We start from the raw sequence: 18,212 nt of genomic DNA, 5'->3' as shown, positions 1-18,212 counted from the left end.
CAATGATCGGCCGTCTTGTAACTTTCGCGGTCGAGCGCCGCTGGCTCGTCCTGCTTTTCACCGGGATCGCGGCCCTGGTGGGTGCTCTGGCGCTGCAACGCCTTCCGATCGATGCCGTCCCTGACATCACGAACAATCAGGTTCAGGTCAACGTCATGGCCCCCTCTCTGTCGCCCGATCAGATCGAGCGGCAAGTATCATTTACGATCGAAACCTCGCTCGCTGGCATACCGGGTCTGGAATATACGCGCTCGCTCAACCGGAACGGCTTTGCGCAAATTACCGCCGTATTTTCCGATGCCACTGATATCTATTTTGCCCGCCAACAGGTGGCCGAACGGCTGCGTTCAGCGGAGGAACGCCTACCCCAAGGCATCATGGGGGAAATGGGGCCTATCGCTACCGGCCTTGGCGATATTTTCATGTGGACGGTCGAGCTTCGCGAGTTGGACAAGGTCCGGCATCGCGACGGGGAACCGGGGCTGCAACGTGATGGCAGCTATATCACGCCGGAAGGCGAGCACTTGGTCAGCGAAGATGACAAGGCCACTTACCTGCATACGGTTCAGGAATGGATCGTTGCTCCCCAACTTCGGGGTACGGCCGGCGTCGCCGGCATCGACTCCCTTGGGGGTTCGATCGCCAGTATCTCGTCATGCCCGACCTTCAACGCCTAGCCGCGCTGCGCCTCACGATACAGGACCTCGCGACCGCATTGGAGCGCAGCAATAGCAGCATCGGCGCGGGCATCGTGGACAGTAACGGCGCGGGCCTTTTCGTCCGCTCCGACGCGCGCGTGCGAACCGCGAACGAACTGGCGCGGACGGTCGTGGCGACCCGCGAAAACGTCCCCATCACGCTCGATCAGGTCGCGACCGTCAAAGCAGGCCACGGCATTCGCACCGGCTCCGCTTCCGAAAACGGTCACGAGGTCGTGGTCGGCACAGCTGTCATGCGCATCGGCGAGAATAGCCGCACCGTCGCCACGGCTGTGTCCGATCGCCTGAAAACAATCAGCCGCTCGCTTCCGGCCGATATCATCGTGAAGCCGGTGCTGGATCGCACCAACCTCGTGAACTCCACGATCGCGACTGTCGGCCGCAACCTTGCGGAGGGCGCGGTGCTGGTCATCGTCGTGCTGTTCCTGCTGCTCGGCAATATCCGGGCGGCATTGATCGCGGCCCTGGTTATTCCTGTCACGGTGCTGCTGACCAGCGCCGGCATGCTACGTGCCGGGGTGTCGGCCAATCTAATGAGCCTCGGCGCGCTCGATTTCGGCCTGATTGTCGATGGCGCAGTCATCATTGTAGAAAATGCCCTGCGCCGCTTAGCGGAACGCCAACACGAGCTGGGCGAACGCCTTTCGCTAGAGGAGCGGCTTGCGATCGTCGCCGCGTCCGCGCGCGAAATGATCCGCCCATCGGTGTACGGGCAGGCGATCATCATCCTTGTCTATGCCCCGCTGCTCACCTTCTCGGGCGTCGAAGGCAAGATGTTCGAGCCGATGGCGCTTACCGTCATCATCGCGCTCGTGTTCGCCTTCATCCTGTCCCTGACATTCGTCCCTGCCGCCATCGCGGCATGGATTGGCGGACGCGTGGATGAGAAGGAAAGCCGGGTCATCGCAGTGCTGAAACAGCGCTACGAACCCGGCCTGGATGCCGCCATGCGACGCCCGAGCATAACGATCGGCGCTGCGGTTGTGGCTGTGGTAGCAGCTGTCCTGGCCTTCTCGACGCTGGGCCAAGAGTTTTTGCCTCAGCTTGATGAAGGCAACATCCTTGTTCAGGCGTGGCGGCCTGCGGGCACCTCTGTCAATCAGAGCCAGAAGATGCAGTTTGCAGTCGAGAAGATGATCGCTCGCGAGCCGGAAATTCGCTTCGCGTTCTCGCGTACCGGCACGTCCGAAATCGCCTCCGATCCGATGCCGCCCAATGCGACGGACACGTTCGTGATCCTCAAGCCACGCGACGAATGGCCTGATCCCAGCCTGCCTAAGACTGAGCTGGTCGAGCGCCTTGAAAAGAAGCTCAAGACCATTCCCGGCAATGGCTACGAGATCACGCAGCCTATCCAGATGCGCTTCAACGAGCTGATCGCGGGCGTCCGTGGAGACTTGGCGGTCAAGGTGTTTGGGGATGACTTCGGGCAGATGAACGCGACCGCCAATCAAATTGCGGCAGTCCTCCGCAAGATCCGTGGTGCGGCTGATGTGCAAGTTGAGCAAACCGAGGGCCTGCCGCTGCTCGATATTCGGCCGAACCGCGATGCGATGGCGCGTGTTGGTGTCACTGCCGGCGACGTGCAAGATACCGTTGCCGCGACGATTGGCGGTCGTGAGGCGGGCATGATCTTCGAGGGCGATCGGCGCTTCCCGGTCGTGATCCGCCTGGCGGAAACCGCACGGGCTGACCTACAGGCGATCGGGCAGATACCTATTCCTACGCCCAACGGCTCCTACGTCCCTCTGGGGAGCGTCGCGGACGTTGCTGTCGGGGATGGTCCAAACCAAATCAGCCGCGAGAACGGCAAGCGCCGCGTCGTGGTGCAGGCCAATGTCCGCGGTCGCGACGTTGCTGGCGTGGTGGCTGACGCGCAGGCCGCGATCGACGCGCAAGTCACGCTCCCTCCCGGCACCTACCTCCAGTGGGGTGGTCAGTTTCAGAATCTGGCTGCGGCGCGCGAGCGGCTGACGATCGTCGTCCCGATCTGCTTCGCGGTCATCATGTTGCTGCTCTATGGTGCTCTCGGCAGCGTCCGCGACGCGGCCCTGGTGTTTACCGGCGTTCCTCTGGCGCTGGTGGGCGGCATTCTCGCGCTCGTGTTACGCGGCATGCCGTTCTCAATCTCGGCCGCTGTCGGGTTCATTGCGCTGTCGGGTGTGGCTGTGCTGAACGGGCTGGTGATGGTTAGCTCGATTCAGGAGTTGATGCGGCAGGGTATGGCGCGGGCGCAGGCGGCGAGGGAGGGTGCTCTGACCCGTTTCCGCCCCGTCGCCATGACAGCGCTCGTTGCATCCTTGGGGTTCGTCCCAATGGCGCTCGGGCACGGCGCGGGGGCGGAAGTGCAAAAGCCGCTTGCTACGGTCGTGATAGGCGGCTTGATCTCCGCAACGTTGCTGACTCTATTCGTGCTGCCAACACTCTATGCGCGCTTTGGACAGGCACGGGCTGATCCGGTCCCACAAACCACCTGACGGACGTATTGCTTTTACGGATCGTCTCCCAACGGCTTTTCTAAGACGATGGTATTTCGGGATTATGGAAGTAGATCGGTTAGCCTGTTCCACCTGAGACACCGGGAGCCGCCTTGGGGTCGGGATCCTGCGCCTTGCCTGTCGCGGGTGCCGCCTTCTGGCTCGGCATAGCGATGAGATAGGCGACGATCGCGTCGACGTCCTTCTCGGCCACCGGGGCCTTGTACACCTTGCGCATCTTGGTGACGGTCGCCTTCCACTGATCCGCCGATAGCGATGGCTGGGTCAGCGCCATGCTGGCCGAGTGGCACGAAGTGCAGTTGGCGTTGATGACGTTGGCGTGCGGACCATCGGGATAGGTCGCTTCGTCGACCGGCAGGTCGACGCTGGTCGAGGCGAGCGAAAAGCCGCGGGCTGAGACGCTGGTGGGCGGTGCCGGCTCGGATGTCTCGGAGATCGGGGCAGGCGCCTTGCGGCTGCTCGGCGCCCCGATCGAGACGAGGATAATGCCGGTCAGGCCGATCAGGCCAGCGGCCATGATACCGGGAGACGGGGTCTTCATGCTACTCGCTCCTCAGGCCGCGATGATGGTGGTGGTCTCGATATTGCCGCGCATGAACCCGCCTGGGTTCCAGATCGGCTTCATCGGCTGAGCGACACCGTTGGCGTTCCAGCAGCGCACCATGATGGGGTTGGGACCGCGCCTAAGCGGCACGCGACCATCCCAGCGCCGGAAGCTATACTTGCCCTCGTCCGCTCCGAGCGTCGTCCTGTACCAGGTGCGGCCACCATCGGATGAGACATCGACCTTGGCGACGCCGCAGTCGCCGCCCATCGCGATCCCGCCAACCGGGATGGACGCTTCATAGGCGATCGCCTGGCCATCCGGCAGGCTGGTCATCCAGCTGCGCGGGATCATGCGATTGATCGGCACGGTCGGGAAGTCCTTGGCACCGGGCGCGACATTCGCGCCGGGTGTCGCCGGTATCTTGTAGGCCTTGGCCATCCAATACTGGTCGTCAGGGCCGGGCAGCACCTCGATCGCGTTCAGCATCTTGACCCAGTAGGTCGAATACCAGCCCGGGACGATCAGCCGGCAGGGAAAGCCGTTGAGGAGCGGCAGCTGCTCGCCGTTCATGCCGAAGGCGATCATCACTTCGCCGTCGCGGGCATGGTCGATGTCGAGCGCCTTCTCGAAGTCAGGGGCGCCCGCCACAACCGGCTGATCGAGCGCGCCGAAGCGCACCTGTACCGCGCCTGCCTTGACCCCCGCGAGGTTCAGCACGTCGCGCAGGCGCACGCCGAGCCATTTGGCATTGCCCATCGCGCCGTTGCCCCATTGCGCGCCGGCGACCCGGGGCTGGAACAGCCCACGGCTGTTGCCCGAACACTGGTTGATCGCCGCCATCTCGACCCGCGGCAGGCGCAGCAGTTGGGCAAGGCTGATCGACAGCGGTCGGTTGACGTGGCCGAAGACGTTGAGGCGGAAGCTCTCGACGTCGATCGAGGTTGGAATGTCGGCCCAGTGCCAGCGAACGAAGAACTGGTCGTTGGGCGTGAACACCGACTTGTCGAACACGTCCATCGGCGTCTCCAACAGCGGAGGATGGATGCGTTGAAGGATCATGCTGCCCTTGCCAGGAAAGGCGCTGGTCATCGGCCGCTCGGCATTGCCGCCAGGCAGCTTCAGGTCGACGAGCTGCTGCGCCAGCGCAGGTGCTGCGGCAAGGCCGGCGGTGCCGAGCGCCGTACGCCTGAGAAAGCGGCGACGGCTGGTTTTACTCGCCAGCGCGGCGTCAAAATTGTCCATGACAAGGCTCTCCTGTGGCCAGCCACGCTGGCGGATCGAAGCGGCGTTCTGCAAGTGATCGGACCGACTGATCCGATCATCAGGGTGGATCAGTTCGGGGTAGCGATGCAGGGCGAGACGAACAGGTTGCCGCGCCATGCTCCGGCGAGCGTCTTGGCACCGACCAGCAGCCACATCGCCGCGAGCGCGATCGTCAGCACCGTGCCGACGATACCGAAGAAGCCGAGGTTCAGCGTCGTACCGAGGCGGAAGGTGGCGACGGTGTAGACGCCGAGCGGGAAGGTATAGCCCCACCAGCCAAGGTTGAATGGGACGCCGGCGCGCCAGTAGCGGATGGTGATGAGCGTCGCGAGCGCCAGCCACCACAGGCCGAAACCCCACAGGCAGAGCCCGACGACGACGCCGATCCCTTGCGCGACGGTACCGACATCGACCAGCCCGTGCGCCGCGAGGATCGCCGGCGCATCCGCCCCAAGCACCAGCATACCCAGCGCCCCGGTGCCGATCGGCCCCAGCGCGAGCCAGGATGATGCCGCCATGCTCTCGTGCGGGAGCTTGTGGAGCGCCATGCGCAGGATCAGGATAGCGAGGATGCCAAACGCGACCGGCACCGAATAGGCCCACAGCACATACGAGGTCGCGAGCGTCACGATCTGCGCGTGGGGATCGACCAGATGCGGCGCGAGCAGCCCGCCGCTGGCACCCGCCACTTCCGCTGCGACGACCGGCAGCAGCCATACCGCGGTCATGCCGTCCAGGCTGTGCTCGTGGCGGGTAAACATCAGGTAGGGGATCAACACGCCGCAGGCGAGCGACATGGCGACGTCGATCCACCACAGGACGTGTGCGACCGGCACGATGCCGTTACCGAACCGCACGATCCCGAAGGCGAGGCATCCGTTGATGATCGTCGCCAAGCCCATCGGAATGGTCCCGATGAACATCGACACGGTGTTGTGGCCGAAGATGCGCCGTGCCTCATGCCCGAACATCGCCCAGCGCGCGCCATAGAGACCGGCGAACAGGATGAAGAGCGCGATGTTGAAGAACCACAACACCTCGCCAATCGGTTTGAGCGCGGGGCCGATGCCGGGCACCTGCGGCAGCGCGAGAGCGAGGATGCCGGTGCCCATGGTCGCGGCGAACCAGTTGGGCGTGAACTGGCGGATCATCTCGCGCGGATGGTCGAGCCGGCTGAGCGGCTTGAGGCCGGTCAGGACCGGAGGTGTTTTGGCAGTCATGCGACCTGCTCCTTGATAAGGTCCGTCAGCGCGTCCGCCGCGCGGGTGCGATAGCGTTCCTTGTGGCGCAGCGCGTGGAAGGCGCGATCGGGCAGCCCCAGCGGCAGCTCGACCAGATCGCCCGCCTTCAACGCACGAGCGACGACCAATCGCGACAATACGGCGACGCCGGCACCGGCCTCGACCGCGGTACGCACCGCCTCGTTGGACGGCAGCGTCATCGCTACCGTCAGCTGGGCCGGATCAAACCCGCGCGTTCGCAGCACGTCCTCGAAGGTCGAGCGCGTGCCCGAACCCTGCTCGCGGACGATCCAGCGTTCAGCGCGAAGCCAGTCCTCGTCGACGCGCCCGGCGTCCTCACGGCCGACCAGCACCATCGGGTCACGCCCGACATTCCAGAGGGCGAGCGCCGGTTCGTCCACCTCGCCCTCGACGAAACCGAGCTCCGCCGCGCCGCTCAGGATCTGCGCTGCCGCACCTTCGGTGTTGTCGATCGCCAGTTCGACCGCGATCTGCGGGTGGCGTTCGTGGAAGGCGGCGAGCTTTGCCGGCAACCAGTAGCTCGCGATCGTCTGGCTTGCGACGATCCGCAACGAACCACGGGCAAGCCCGGCATAGTCCGCCAGCATCGTCTCGGCATGCGCTGCCCGCCCCAGCACCGCGCGCGCTTCCTCCAGAAAGCCGCGGCCTGCTTCGGTCAGCTGGATGCCACGCCCGACACGGTGAAACAGAGGAACCCCGTAGCGCGCCTCCAGAGCCGCGACCGCGCCGGACGCAGCAGACTGCGTGACGTTCAGCGCCTCCGCTGCCTTGGTGACGTGTTCGCGCTCGGCGACACCGACAAAGATTCTGAGCTGCTCCAAGGTCATGCAGCTTATATCGCGCACTCTGATCGATACGACCAACCGTTTGATCTGTTTATTTCAATCTGGATACCGGAACGATCGGTAATCCTTCGTCTGCGATAGTCTTGAAGACTTGAAGCGATCCGCGCGCTTGCGGCGTTGGTTCGTCCATGACTGATATGATCGAGCGCAAATCCGAGCCCTACAACGCCGAGCCGACGCCCGGCGCGCTGATCGAGCGGTTCCTGACGCCGCAGGCGCTGTTCTACGTGCGCAGCCATGGTGCGGTGCCTGATCTGCCTGCCGATCACCGGATCGAGGTCAGCGGGATGAGCATGGAAAGACGCTCCTTCTCGGTGGAGGAATTGAAGAGCGCGTTGGCCACGCGGACGGTGACGGCAGTTCTCCAGTGCGCCGGCAACCGGCGCACGGATCTCCAGCCGGTCGCAAAAACGTCCGGCGACCCCTGGGACGTGGGAGCGATCGGCAATGCGGAATGGACCGGCGTACGACTGTCCGACCTACTGGATGCCGTCGGTGCGCCGGATGCGTCCGACCTGTTTGTGGCGTTCACCGGCGCGGACGAGGTGGACGTCGAAGGCGAGGAAGCATTGTTCGGGGTCTCGATCGCCATGGACAAGGCGCGGCAACCCGACGTCCTCATTGCCTGGGCGATGAACGGCGAGCCGCTGACGCCCGAACACGGCGCACCGCTCCGCATGGTGGTGCCGGGCTATGCCGGGGTGCGGAGCGCCAAATGGCTGACACGGATCGAGGTGCGCGACACGCCATCCGACGCACCGATCCAGGCGCACGACTACAAGCTCTTTCCTGCCGATGTGACGAGCGACACCGTCGACTGGAGCCAGGGTCTGACCATCAATGCCATGCCGCTCAACGCCGCGATCTGCGTGCCCGGCTCTGGCGAAAGCCTGCCGGCCGGGGAGGTGCGGATCGAGGGCTATGCCATCGCCTATGATCGCCGCGTCTCTCGGGTCGAAGTGTCGATAAACGGTGGTCGCGACTGGCAACAGGCGACGTTCACCGATGATCCGGAGGCGCACTGGGGTTGGCGGCGCTGGACCCTCGACGCCACGCTCGTCAAGGGGCGCCAGCACCTTGTCGTGCGCGCCTTCGACGAGACTGGACAGGGTCAGCCCGAGCGGCCGGATACGATGTGGAACTTCGCCGGCTATCTGTGCACCGCCTGGCATCATGTGCACGTGCTGGTCGAATGATCGAAGCATCAGCGGCATCGGACCTCGGCTTTTGGATCGACGCGATCGGGCGGCTGGTGGTGGCGACCGCGGCTGGGATGGTGCTCGGCTGGGAACGCTCGCGCGAGAACCGGCAGATCATGGGCTTGCGGACGCTGGGCCTCGTCGGTCTGGCGAGCTGCATCGCCGTGCAGGCGATCGTGCACAGTGGCTTGCCGAATGTGAACGCCGATGCCGCAGGGCGGGCGATGCAGGGCATTTTGTCTGGCGTCGGTTTCATCGGTGCCGGTGCGGTGCTGCGGGTCGGCCAAGGTCAGGAAGTGCTTGGACTGGCGACCGCCGCGTGCATCTGGGTGACAGCCACGATCGGCGCGGCAGCAGGGTTGGCGGTGTGGCCGCTCATCATCGGCGGGTTGAGCCTTGCGATGCTCGTACTGTTCGTCGGCGCTCCGCTCGAACGTCGCATTCGCGAGCGGGCCAGGCTGACTCCGGCAGAGGCCGACCGGAAGGATGCCGAGCGCAAGCCGTGATCCCGCTGGTCCGCCCAGTGCCTGTCGCGCTGAGAACCGGCCACGCGCTATCAGGACACAAGCGCCGCATCGGCCTGGCGCCGGACCTCGTTGGCGATCGGATGCAGCTCGGCAGCGGGGCGCTCCCCCACCACACTATAGCCGATCCCGTCGACCGCCCATGTGACCCGGCCCATGGTCCCGCTGGACGTGCTGGTCATGCTTGCGCTCTTGTCGATTTGCATGGGCCTCGTCAGCACCGCGAGCTTCGACGCTTGCGGTCCATCATAGAGGAGCAGCGCCGCAGGGCCGTGGGGCGTCGCGACCAATCGCCCCCGCCATAGCGGTAACCCGCTGTGCTAAGGTCCGGGATGGTCACGCGCTCACCCAATCGGCTGGAGGTCCACCGGATCAGCATGGCGCGCTGGTCGGGGCCGATTTCCGCCGGTCGGATCCGGTCGGCGGCATAGACACGGAAATTGTCGCTCGCCTCATTGGCCAGCGCCGCGATGCCCGCGTGGGGTTCGCCGCTCCACCGCGCGCTCGACCAACCACCGCCAAATCCGACCGCCAGCAGAAGCGACGCGGCGATGGCGAGTTGCCAAGGCGGTTGGCGTTGCCGTCCCCTGATGGCTGCGACGCGCATCGTCGCCGGGATCGGTTCCTCCGCGATGGGAGCGAACAGGGACGCAAGGGCTCGCGCCTGCTCCGCCTGCTCCCGCAAACGGGCATGCACGTCCGGCTGGCCTTCAAGGTAAGCGTCGACCAGACGCTGCCGCTCGGGCGACAGCCTGCCATCGATCCACGCGGCCAGATCGTCTTCTCCGATCGGGCTGGTCATCGAATACTCCTTAATCGTGGCCGTTCATCCTCCTGGAGGAGCGTCGCCAGACGGTCGCGCCCCCGCGATATGCGCGACATCACCGTTCCCAGCGGCACGCCGACGACGGCAGCGACTTCCCCATATGACAGACCTTCGACGGAAATGAGGAGCAGCACCGTCCGCTGCTCCTCGGGCAACGCATCAAGTGCGCGCAACAGGTCTCGGTGGTGCAGGCCTGCGTCCTGATCGGCCGGGTGGCCGAGCGCAGCGTCGTCCACGAGGTGGAGCGGAACCGCCGTACCTCGCCGGCTATGCTGCCGCTGATGGTCGACCAACAGATTGTGCAGGATCGCATAGATCCAGGGGCGAACCTCCGTCCCGCGTCGTTGCCGCCAGCGCCCGACCGCGCGCTCAAGGCAATCCTGCACCACGTCATCCGCCATCGCCCGATCGCGCAACCACGACCGGGCATAACGGCGCAGACCGGGGACCAGGGGCTCGATCGCGGCGGCAAGCGGGTCCATCTCAGTCGCGCTGCACCTGCACGATGCGGCCCGGTGCGCCATTCACTACCTCGGCGACCGCCAGAAAGCGCCGGGGGCCGCTGCACTGCCCTGAACGATCTGCCGGATCGGACCCGATGCGTTGACGATCGCCGCACCTGCCGGATTGCTCATGAAGTTCGCAAGCGGCTCTACCGCACCGCTGCCGTCCGCGTTGGCGGTGAGCACGAGCATATAAGGCTTCTTGGGCTGCAAACCGGTAACGGCACTCTGCACGACCTGAATGATGCCCTGGTCGAAGAGGGTAATGCTGCTTGCCGCACCATTGCCTCCAACTGGCCCCATGTTCAGATGCACCGCCTTGCCTGCCGTACCGAGCGGTTGGAGATTGTCGGTGCCGGGGCCTGTCGGAATAGCGTTCGGCACATAGGCGATCGCCTGCGGTGCCTGTCCGACCGGCACGGTGGCAACGACCTTGTTGCCGGCGGTGTCGATCGCGGCAAGTTCATCGGCATTCTCCAGCCCGACATAGATGCGCCGGCCGTCGCCCGATGGCCAGACGCCGTGCGGCATCTTGCCGACCGGGATGGTAGCGACAAGCGCGAAGTCGGACGTGCGGAACACCTTCACCGCGTTTTCCCCGCCCACCGTGACATAGGCGAACTGTCCCCTGACCGTGCGGGCGAAGTTGACGTGATTGGTGATCGGTCCGGTATCCAGCACCTTGAGGATCGCGAAAGGCGGCCTGGCATCGAATGCGACCGTCTTGCCGATGTCCTTCAGCGTGAACCACACCTGCTTGCCGTCCGGCGTCGCGGCGATGTTGGGACAGAACGGACTCGGCTGCGCCACCTGTCCGACCTGCGCGTGGGTCGAGACATCGAACACGGCCAGCACCGGATTGAACGAGGAACAGACATAGCCGTATCGGCCATCGGGAGAGAAGATCGTCATGCCCGGACCACCGGGCGTCTTGATGCGACCGGTCTCCTTGTACGTCGTGGGGTCGAGCACGGCGATGTAATCCTCGCCGCGTACCGTAACCCACACCTCCTTGCCGTCCGGCGTGAAGAACGCCTCATGCGGGCTGCGCCCGACATAGGTCGTGTGCTTGACGGTGTTGGTGGCGGTGTCGATCCACGACACGGCGTTGGATCCGATCGACACGACCGCCAGTGTTTTCCCGTCCGGCGAGAAGCCGAGGCCGTGAACCAGCACCTGCCCCTTGTAGAGCGGGGAAAAATTCATCGGCTGCGGATCGCCGAGCTTGATGACGCCGAGCAACCTGTTGTCGGCCGGGTCCGTCACCGACACCGTGTTGGAGAATTGTTCGGATGCATAGACGCGGTCGCGGTGGCTGACAGGCACGTCCTTGGCGTTCCACGGCGCCTGCTGGGCCATGGCAATGCCCGGTGCGGCGCTCATCAGCAAGGCGGCCGAGCGCAGGAAGGTCGGGATCATGTCAGTGCTCCATATGGCTGTGGTGGTCGCCGCCCTGCGTCGGGGCTGGCGTCGAAGGGGTAGCGGCTGACCGATCGCCAACTTCATGGCGGCGATCTCCTGCTGCTGATCGATGATGATCTCCTGCGCAATGCGCTTGAGCTGCTCGTTATGGCCGTAGCGCAGCTCTGCCACCGCCATATCAATGGCGCCCTGGTGATGCGGAAGCATCATTGCGACGAAGTCGCGGTCGACGTCGCCGGACGGCTTGACCATCATGCCCGCCATCATCCGGTCCATCGCGGCAGATACCATGCTGGCGTAGCCATCGGCGGGGGCGGCCGCGACTGCGCCGGTGAGCATGGCCGAAGCAGTCAGACCCAGCATCCAATTTCGTCTACGCATAAGCCTCCGGCGCATCAGTCTCGAAAGCGTAGACGACGCCCGTCGGGGTTTATTCCATGGGTGCAGTCATTTTATCGATCTTCACCAAGACATATGGTCCCTTCGCAACCCTGCGGTTGGTTGACCAGGTCGCCGTCGGACATCATATGCTCGGGCACGGCGATGGATTTCCGCCGGGCCATTCGGCCGAACCGCCCTCGCAAGGGCCGATGATTCCTACCAAGCGCCGCAAGGCAGCAAGGAGGAATCGTGCGCGCGACATTTCGCAATCTCTACGACCAGTTCAACATGGCAGCGTTCATTCGCGATCGCCGCACCCATGCCATGTCGGTGCTGCGGTGGGCTTTGATCCTGGTCCCGATGGCCGCAACGGTGGGAACGCTCTGCGCGGCCTTCTTGTGGAGCCTCGATGCCGTGACCCGGCTTCGCTTTGCCTTTCCCTGGCTGCTCTACCTGCTGCCGATCGGCGGGTTCATGGTCGGACTGCTCTACCACCTGACAGGGCGCTCGGTCGAAGGCGGTAACAACCTCATCGTCGAGCAAATCCATGAACCGGGGGGCGGTGTGCCGCTGCGCATGGCCCCGCTCATCTTCTTCGGCACGGTCGTGACGCACCTGTTCGGGGGATCGGCGGGGCGTGAAGGCACCGCCGTGCAATTGGGCGGCAGCCTTTCCAGCGGCTTCGGCCGCGCACTCAAGCTGGATGCGGAAGCGACACGCATCCTGCTGATGACCGGAATCGCGGCGGGCTTTGGCGCGGTCTTCGGGACGCCGATCGCGGGCGCGGTCTTCGCGCTGGAGGTCCTGGCGATCGGCCGGGTCGAGTATCGTGCGCTAGTACCATGCTTGGTCGCGGCACTGGTGGGTGACTGGACCTGTCTTTCCTGGGGCATTCATCACGGCGCCTACCATGTCGATGCGATGGTGCCGGTCGACGCGTCGCTCGTCTCAAAAGCCAGCCTCGCGGGCGTCGTATTCGGATTGGTCGGGCTGGCCTTTGCAGAGGCCAACCATGCGCTCGGCGGATGGCTGAAGCGCGTGATACCCTATGGCCCACTACGACCCGTTATCGGTGGTTTGGCCGTGATCGCGCTGGTCTGGCTATTTGGCACGCAAGATTATCTCGGCCTAGGCACGCTGGCGGCAACGCCGGGTGGCCTGACCATTGCCAGCTTCTTCGGCTCCAATACGTACCCGTGGAGCTGGGCGCTGAAGCTGCTTTTCACCGTCGTCACCCTAAGTGCCGGCTTCAAAGGCGGGGAGGTGACCCCGCTGTTCTTCATCGGCGCGGCGCTCGGCAATGCGCTCGCGCCCGTATTTGGAGTGCCGACGGGGGTGTTCGCGGCGATCGGCTTCGTCGCGCTGTTCGCGGGTGCAGCCAACACGCCGCTTGCCTGCACCTTCATGGGGATCGAATTGTTTGGCGCGACCTATGCCGTGCCGATCGCAGTCGCGTGCTTCGTCGCCTACCTCTGCTCAGGCCACAACGGCATCTACCTGTCGCAGCGCGTCGCTGTACCAAAGGTACCTGCCGCACACCTCACACCCGACGCGACCCTGCGCGATGCCCGCACGCACCGCGCTTCTCGCCGGCGCACGCGCGCCTGATCCTGTTTCCTGTCGAAAGCCCGTCATGCCCAACCGTTTCACTGTCCATCACCGCGAAGTCGGGATGCTGCGCATCTATCTAAAACCGTCCGACAAGATCGGCCCGCGTCGCTTCTGGGGGCAAAGCCGCTCTATCGTGAGCTGATTCGCACCGCGAAGGCGGACTGCATCATCAACGCCGTCGCGCAAAATACCCATTACGGCTTCAGCAATCACGAATCGATCCGGGAGAACGGCTCGGAAATTGCCGATCCGCATCTGACGATCTGTGTCGAACTGGTCGGCGATCACGATCAGCTCGACCTTTTCTGTCGCCGGCATGGAGATCTGCTCGGCGACAAGGTGATCGTCTACAAACGACTGGAGCATTGGACTATCACGCGCAAAACTGAGCTAACCAGAGCCTGATTGGCGTTCCCGTAAAGGAACGGCCAGTGAGACGACCATGTCGACGGCTCAGTCGATCCGCTCCCATTAGGCCCGTTTTCCCAAAACCCGTTCCCGAAACCGTTTTCCCAAAATGGCTTGGTCGACATGGAGTTAAGGGAATGGGGGAATGTCCGATCGAAGTCGGGCGCCCACCAAGACCTGGCGGGCAGTTACCGGAAGTCACGGGCAGGGAGCGGTCCTGCGAGTCACTCGTGCGTGGAACGGCGAGTCATATCGACTGGAGCCAACAGTTCAACGCGCAAAGGCGATCGTCGCCTGACGAGCGATAAGCTGCCAGCCCCCGTACGCTTCGCCCAGATGTCCGTGAATGGCCGCGTGACCTGCTTGCCTGCACCTGGTCCATTGATCGGGATCATCGTGTCGTATCCCATGACGATCGTCACCTCGGGTTTCTCGCCGACGAAGGTGATGTGCTTTCGAAAGTCCCGGTAGTCGAGGAAATCACGCTCCATCACCGCGATGACCTCCTCACGTTGTAGGACCGTGTTGTTTGGCGAGTTCACCACGAAGTCATCAGCCCAGACCGTCCTGACGCCATTTGCATCGTGCGCCATCATCGCTTTGCCCAGCCGCCCGTAGGCTTGGCCGATCTCTGGCGGCATTTGAACGCCAGGAGCAAGCTGTGCGTACACAGGTGTTGCGGCAACAAGAGCCAAAAGCGGTGCGGCGATCCTGTACATCATGTCTTCTCCGATGCGCTTTTCCCATATTGGCTCTGCTAGGGGGCATCGCAACAGAACTGAACACGCTGGCGGGCGGTTAGTCGATCCAGATGGCCCCACCCATGCTACGCTCTGCGTTGTGGGCGGCGATCGCGGCGCGGATGACGGCGGCGGCGTCCGCCTTCGATAGCGGCCGGTCCTTGCGCGAGCGCAGCAGGCGTTCGGGGCCCCTCTCCGCACCGGCCTTGTAGATGGGCTGCACCTTGCCGATGCGGTTGCCCAGGACGCGCGAGAGCCGGCGTCGGATCGTCGACGCAGGGGACGTTTGCCCGATCGCCCCCGCAGCGCCCGGATCGGAACCGATCATGCGCTCGTCGATCTCAAGGGTCTTCAGATCTGATCGACCGCGCGCGAGCGCGATCAGTGCGGCGTCAGTGGCGGCATCGGAACGCATCGAGGCCCCGACTATCGCGGCGTCGTAGGCGCGAACGACGAGCGCGACCGAGGGCGTGACGAGGTCGTCGCCGTCGAGCACGGGGAGCCGGATCCAGCAACGGCCGACGACGACCACGCCGCATCCGGCGGGATCGACCTGCATCTGCCGCGCCGCGATCATCATCTTCCAGACCGTCGTCGCCTTGGGCGCGGCCAGACCCCGCGCCTCACAGGCGGCTGCGACCGCCGCGGTCGCCTGGGCGATGGTCGCGGTCGGGCTCAGCCCTGCGATGGCGGCCTCGGCGGTCGCCTTCACCTCCGCGTCGAGCTGCCGCGGGCCGACCGGACGCGGCTTGCCCTTCGACCGTCCCGATTGGGCCACGCTGTCGGCGGACGGCTGGGACCGCCATGCGCGTACCAGCGCCTTGAATTGGTTGATGCTGAGGTCGAGCATCGCGGCGTGACGTCGCACATCGTTGTCGTCGGGTGCGGCGAGCGCGACGAACGACCTCACTACGGCGATCCGCCGACGGACCTCGACACGACGCATGGGGTCGACACCGGAGAGATCGATGTCGCCGTCGTCCGACGCGGGGGCGGTGCGGCCGAATGGTCATCCGTTGCAGACACGGCGATGCCGCCCGCGATCTCGGGTTCTACCATCTTTTCCACTCCAATCGTGATGTCGGATGCGTCGTCGCATCGGCGCGGTAGGCCGCGGCCGCAGGTCCGGCCTGATGGCTCTCGGTCTCTCCGTCGGCTTGGCGGACTAGGCGGCGCCTATGCGGATGCCGGCATCCGCCGCATTCCGGCGTCGTGGACGCTCAGATTGCGGATCGATCGCCCGCCGGTTGGCGGCCGTCGTGACGCCAAGCCGGGCACAGGCCCTAGACGGAGCCTGCCGGTAGCCGTTCGGGACGCTCAGCCAAGCGTGGTTCTTAAATCATGTGCCCATTCAACGAAGCATGGCCCGGCGGGTGGGAGACCGCGTCAGTCGTCCCGGTTACAGGCCGGGCACGATCAATGGATGTGGTCTGCACGGTCGAGATTCTGGTCGCACGTCGGGATCGCCCGATCAGCGAATGGTAGTGACCACAGGTCGGAGGCGCTCGGCAACGGATCGTCAACGGATGCGCTTTACGCCCGTCTCGATTCCACCACCGGGGACCAGCCCTTGAAGACCGATATCCACACCGCGCATGAGTTTCGCGGCGACCTCTATCGCGAAGGTGAAGAGAGGGCCGACCTGCTGAAGCGCATCAAGGCGCATCTGGCGGAGACGTTCCCGGGCATGAAGGCGACGATGCGCTTTGGCGGTGATTGGTATCACTCCAGCCTGACCGTCTCAATCTTGGGCTACTCCACAGCCGACCTGTCGGTTCGGGAGGAAGGCTCCGCCGCGCGGCGCCTCATCGATGCCGAACTCAAACGGTTCACGCGCCACGACTGGGAGCCGCATTACGGACTTCGCAACGTGTCGCTCTACACCAGCACCCAGATCGATCCGTCACTGCACGCGGCGGCGTTGCAGGATGCACCATCGCTGCAACCGCGGCTTAGTTTCGCAGAATTCACGCGGCAGGCTCGTCCAGGCGACGTGTTGGAACACATCGCCGGCGTTCTGCCCCATCAGGGCGCCCGTGTGGAGATCGTGGCGATCTCGTCGCGACGCCTGACCACACGCGCAGCTGACGGCGCCGAGAATGGTGATGCCCGGCGAACGCCGATCCAGGGCGGGGCATGCTTCCAAAGCGACGGGGAGACCGTCTGCTTCCGTCACAGCGGCTTCGCGTCGGTCGGCGGCTACAGCCACATGCGCTGGCTGCGGGCAGCCTGATCGACGGTAGGTCTTTCGCCATCGCACGGGAGACGGCGGCCGCCGACCTCACCGACGATGGTCGACAATGGGGTGACGGTGCGATGTGCAGGACGATCTTGACGGCGGGGCGGCTGGACATGCCGGAAGAGCTCGGTCCTCGCGGCGAAGTCCAGAGGTTCGTGAATCTAGGTGAGCGCAGCCGCGTCGTGGCGCGTCGCTGGGGCCGAGGCGGACTCGGGATCGAGTGGATGGACATGACGCTCGGCGTCACGTCGAAGTCGACCGATACCAGGATGACGTACGTGGCCATCGACCGGGCGGAGATGCTCCGTGGGTTCGCCGATGATCTGGCGACGCGGCTCTGCGCGATCCCGATGTTCGGCTGTCGCTGGCTGACGGGCGGTCCGTGGACGAAGGTCGCCCCGGGCTGGGCGCTCGGCTTCTTCGACGACGACCATGGGTTCCTCATCGCCGCGGCGGTGGACGCCGGGGGCCGCGGCCCGTGGTCGCTGACTGGCCGAAGGCGCGCGAGTGGCTGATGTCGGAGAAATGGGAGCAGATGAGGTTGCTGCGCGCCGCAGGAGATCGGTCTATGATGGACGCATGATCTCCATTCCAGTCGATCCGGTCCTCGAGACGCAGGTTGCCGAGGTGCTCGGCCGGGCGGGCCTGACCACCGAGGCGGCCGTCCGCATGTTGTTCGTCCACTTGGCCAAGCATGGATCGATGCCGGCGGGGCTGATCCCCATGCGGGTCGTGCCATCGTCCACCGCCGCGGCTACCGACACGATGATGCGCACTGGACGCAACCGCGAAGACTGATGAGCGTCGCCGAATGTGAAGGTTTTGACACCTCGATCATGCGGCACCTGGATGGTGCCAACGTCGTCGTCCTTCTGGACGATGGTGGTCTTGAGGTATTCCACGGGCTCGACCTCGCAATCGAGGAAGGCCGTGAAGAGGCGTTGCCCGAGGTGGATGACGGACCGCGGGCGTCCGAGCTGCGCTACTACTGCATTGTCCGCCCCCGCGCGACGCCCGAACCCGACGTCTGGATCGGCTCAGGCGCGGTCGTCACGATCATCGGCATGGCTTCGGGCGGCGCCACGGTCACCATGGCAGGTCGAGGGATGTACGACCGAATTGGCGATGGCGCGTTTCAGATCGAGTTCGAATCGTCGCCTGCGATGACGACATGGAGAGCGTTGTGGTCGCCAGACGCCGAATAGGGTTGGGTGAGGAGACCGGC

18 protein-coding genes, 1 pseudogene and 1 riboswitch are annotated in these 18,212 nt (G+C 64.8%); of the genes and pseudogenes, 9 read left to right on the top strand and 10 right to left on the bottom strand.

The features are described from left to right. Positions 1-2: 2 nt before the first annotated feature. Positions 3-3,196, top strand: a pseudogene (locus QP164_RS14625) (efflux RND transporter permease subunit). A gap of 79 nt (positions 3,197-3,275) precedes the next feature. Here QP164_RS14625 and QP164_RS14620 read toward each other — a convergent pair. The 4 genes from QP164_RS14620 to QP164_RS14605 all read right to left on the bottom strand — a co-directional run bounded on the left by QP164_RS14620 (position 3,276) and on the right by QP164_RS14605 (position 7,116). Further along, positions 3,276-3,758: a c-type cytochrome gene (locus QP164_RS14620; protein WP_041394294.1), complete on the bottom strand. Its 483-nt coding sequence runs from the start codon at positions 3,756-3,758 to the stop codon at positions 3,276-3,278. A 12-nt stretch (positions 3,759-3,770) separates the two neighbouring features. Further along, positions 3,771-5,006, bottom strand: coding sequence for a molybdopterin-dependent oxidoreductase (locus tag QP164_RS14615; RefSeq protein ID WP_041394295.1), 1,236 nt, complete (start codon positions 5,004-5,006; stop codon positions 3,771-3,773). Positions 5,007-5,095: 89 nt separating this feature from the next. Beyond that, entirely contained in the window at positions 5,096-6,247 is a 1,152-nt protein-coding gene (locus QP164_RS14610) for a TDT family transporter (protein WP_041394297.1), read from the bottom strand. Beyond that, positions 6,244-7,116 (bottom strand): LysR family transcriptional regulator, encoded by an 873-nt coding sequence (locus tag QP164_RS14605; protein ID WP_041394299.1) that lies wholly within the window; start codon positions 7,114-7,116, stop codon positions 6,244-6,246. The genes QP164_RS14610 and QP164_RS14605 overlap by 4 nt, the downstream gene beginning before the upstream one ends. Positions 7,117-7,262: 146 nt before the next feature. Here QP164_RS14605 and QP164_RS14600 point away from each other — a divergent pair, with 146 nt between their 5' ends. Together QP164_RS14600 and QP164_RS14595 are read left to right on the top strand one after the other, a co-directional pair. Then, positions 7,263-8,330 (top strand): sulfite oxidase, encoded by a 1,068-nt coding sequence (locus QP164_RS14600; protein WP_041394301.1) that lies wholly within the window; start codon positions 7,263-7,265, stop codon positions 8,328-8,330. After that, a complete protein-coding gene (locus QP164_RS14595; protein ID WP_333923607.1) occupies positions 8,327-8,839 on the top strand; it encodes an MgtC/SapB family protein in 513 nt (170 codons plus the stop codon). Before QP164_RS14600 ends, QP164_RS14595 begins: the two co-directional genes overlap by 4 nt. A 50-nt stretch (positions 8,840-8,889) precedes the next feature. Here QP164_RS14595 and QP164_RS14590 read toward each other — a convergent pair whose 3' ends face one another. From QP164_RS14590 to QP164_RS14575, 4 genes are read right to left on the bottom strand one after another with little or no spacing between them, the layout of a single operon-like run. Beyond that, on the bottom strand, positions 8,890-9,063 hold the full coding sequence (locus tag QP164_RS14590) for a hypothetical protein (protein WP_333923606.1): 174 nt from the start codon (positions 9,061-9,063) through the stop codon (positions 8,890-8,892). 8 nt (positions 9,064-9,071) lie between these two features. Beyond that, entirely contained in the window at positions 9,072-9,659 is a 588-nt protein-coding gene (locus QP164_RS14585; RefSeq protein WP_333914887.1) for an anti-sigma factor family protein, read from the bottom strand. Beyond that, complete coding sequence (locus QP164_RS14580) at positions 9,656-10,165, bottom strand: RNA polymerase sigma factor (protein ID WP_041394245.1); 510 nt, start codon at positions 10,163-10,165, stop codon at positions 9,656-9,658. Before QP164_RS14580 ends, QP164_RS14585 begins: the two co-directional genes overlap by 4 nt. 45 nt (positions 10,166-10,210) lie before the next feature. After that, positions 10,211-11,971 (bottom strand): DUF305 domain-containing protein, encoded by a 1,761-nt coding sequence (locus QP164_RS14575; protein ID WP_333923604.1) that lies wholly within the window; start codon positions 11,969-11,971, stop codon positions 10,211-10,213. 167 nt (positions 11,972-12,138) lie between these two features. Beyond that, a riboswitch (Fluoride riboswitch) is annotated at positions 12,139-12,215 on the top strand. Positions 12,216-12,238: 23 nt separating this feature from the next. Between QP164_RS14575 and QP164_RS14570 the strand changes: the two genes are divergently transcribed. Beyond that, positions 12,239-13,597 carry a voltage-gated chloride channel family protein gene (locus tag QP164_RS14570; RefSeq protein WP_041394249.1) on the top strand — a complete coding sequence of 453 codons (1,359 nt, stop codon included), beginning with the start codon at positions 12,239-12,241 and terminating at the stop codon, positions 13,595-13,597. 9 nt (positions 13,598-13,606) lie between these two features. Continuing rightward, positions 13,607-14,005, top strand: coding sequence for a DUF190 domain-containing protein (locus tag QP164_RS14565; RefSeq protein ID WP_333924273.1), 399 nt, complete (start codon positions 13,607-13,609; stop codon positions 14,003-14,005). Between the two features lie 227 nt (positions 14,006-14,232). Here the strand turns inward: QP164_RS14565 and QP164_RS14560 are convergent, their stop codons facing one another. After that, positions 14,233-14,727, bottom strand: coding sequence for a nuclear transport factor 2 family protein (locus tag QP164_RS14560; RefSeq protein ID WP_333923603.1), 495 nt, complete (start codon positions 14,725-14,727; stop codon positions 14,233-14,235). 79 nt (positions 14,728-14,806) lie between these two features. After that, on the bottom strand, positions 14,807-15,658 hold the full coding sequence (locus QP164_RS14555; protein ID WP_333923602.1) for a hypothetical protein: 852 nt from the start codon (positions 15,656-15,658) through the stop codon (positions 14,807-14,809). A gap of 660 nt (positions 15,659-16,318) precedes the next feature. Between QP164_RS14555 and QP164_RS14550 the strand changes: the two genes are divergently transcribed. The 4 genes from QP164_RS14550 to QP164_RS14535 all read left to right on the top strand — a co-directional run bounded on the left by QP164_RS14550 (position 16,319) and on the right by QP164_RS14535 (position 18,192). Then, positions 16,319-16,981: a hypothetical protein gene (locus tag QP164_RS14550; RefSeq protein WP_056399340.1), complete on the top strand. Its 663-nt coding sequence runs from the start codon at positions 16,319-16,321 to the stop codon at positions 16,979-16,981. An 83-nt stretch (positions 16,982-17,064) separates the two neighbouring features. After that, entirely contained in the window at positions 17,065-17,502 is a 438-nt protein-coding gene (locus tag QP164_RS14545) for a hypothetical protein (protein WP_333923601.1), read from the top strand. A gap of 64 nt (positions 17,503-17,566) precedes the next feature. Continuing rightward, positions 17,567-17,785, top strand: a complete 219-nt coding sequence (locus tag QP164_RS14540; RefSeq protein WP_056399325.1) for a hypothetical protein — start codon at positions 17,567-17,569, stop codon at positions 17,783-17,785. Beyond that, entirely contained in the window at positions 17,785-18,192 is a 408-nt protein-coding gene (locus QP164_RS14535; RefSeq protein WP_056399317.1) for a hypothetical protein, read from the top strand. Before QP164_RS14540 ends, QP164_RS14535 begins: the two co-directional genes overlap by 1 nt. Positions 18,193-18,212: the final 20 nt, after the last annotated feature.

Source organism: Sphingomonas sp. LR59 (assembly GCF_036855945.1).
In the GTDB taxonomy this organism is placed as follows: Bacteria; Pseudomonadota; Alphaproteobacteria; order Sphingomonadales; family Sphingomonadaceae; genus Sphingomonas.
This window is presented reverse-complemented; position numbering and strand designations above follow the sequence as displayed.

What these genes read in the sequence shown, in the direction of transcription:
- QP164_RS14620 (WP_041394294.1), bottom strand. Translation starts at nt 3,758, where the DNA reads ATGAAGACCCCGTCTCCCGGTATCATGGCCGCTGGCCTGATCGGCCTG.
- QP164_RS14615 (WP_041394295.1), bottom strand. Translation starts at nt 5,006, where the DNA reads ATGGACAATTTTGACGCCGCGCTGGCGAGTAAAACCAGCCGTCGCCGC.
- QP164_RS14610 (WP_041394297.1), bottom strand. Translation starts at nt 6,247, where the DNA reads ATGACTGCCAAAACACCTCCGGTCCTGACCGGCCTCAAGCCGCTCAGC.
- QP164_RS14605 (WP_041394299.1), bottom strand. Translation starts at nt 7,116, where the DNA reads ATGACCTTGGAGCAGCTCAGAATCTTTGTCGGTGTCGCCGAGCGCGAA.
- QP164_RS14600 (WP_041394301.1), top strand. Translation starts at nt 7,263, where the DNA reads ATGACTGATATGATCGAGCGCAAATCCGAGCCCTACAACGCCGAGCCG.
- QP164_RS14595 (WP_333923607.1), top strand. Translation starts at nt 8,327, where the DNA reads ATGATCGAAGCATCAGCGGCATCGGACCTCGGCTTTTGGATCGACGCG.
- QP164_RS14590 (WP_333923606.1), bottom strand. Translation starts at nt 9,063, where the DNA reads ATGCAAATCGACAAGAGCGCAAGCATGACCAGCACGTCCAGCGGGACC.
- QP164_RS14585 (WP_333914887.1), bottom strand. Translation starts at nt 9,659, where the DNA reads ATGACCAGCCCGATCGGAGAAGACGATCTGGCCGCGTGGATCGATGGC.
- QP164_RS14580 (WP_041394245.1), bottom strand. Translation starts at nt 10,165, where the DNA reads ATGGACCCGCTTGCCGCCGCGATCGAGCCCCTGGTCCCCGGTCTGCGC.
- QP164_RS14575 (WP_333923604.1), bottom strand. Translation starts at nt 11,971, where the DNA reads ATGCTGGGTCTGACTGCTTCGGCCATGCTCACCGGCGCAGTCGCGGCC.
- QP164_RS14560 (WP_333923603.1), bottom strand. Translation starts at nt 14,727, where the DNA reads ATGTACAGGATCGCCGCACCGCTTTTGGCTCTTGTTGCCGCAACACCT.
- QP164_RS14545 (WP_333923601.1), top strand. Translation starts at nt 17,065, where the DNA reads ATGTGCAGGACGATCTTGACGGCGGGGCGGCTGGACATGCCGGAAGAG.
- QP164_RS14540 (WP_056399325.1), top strand. Translation starts at nt 17,567, where the DNA reads ATGATCTCCATTCCAGTCGATCCGGTCCTCGAGACGCAGGTTGCCGAG.
- QP164_RS14535 (WP_056399317.1), top strand. Translation starts at nt 17,785, where the DNA reads ATGAGCGTCGCCGAATGTGAAGGTTTTGACACCTCGATCATGCGGCAC.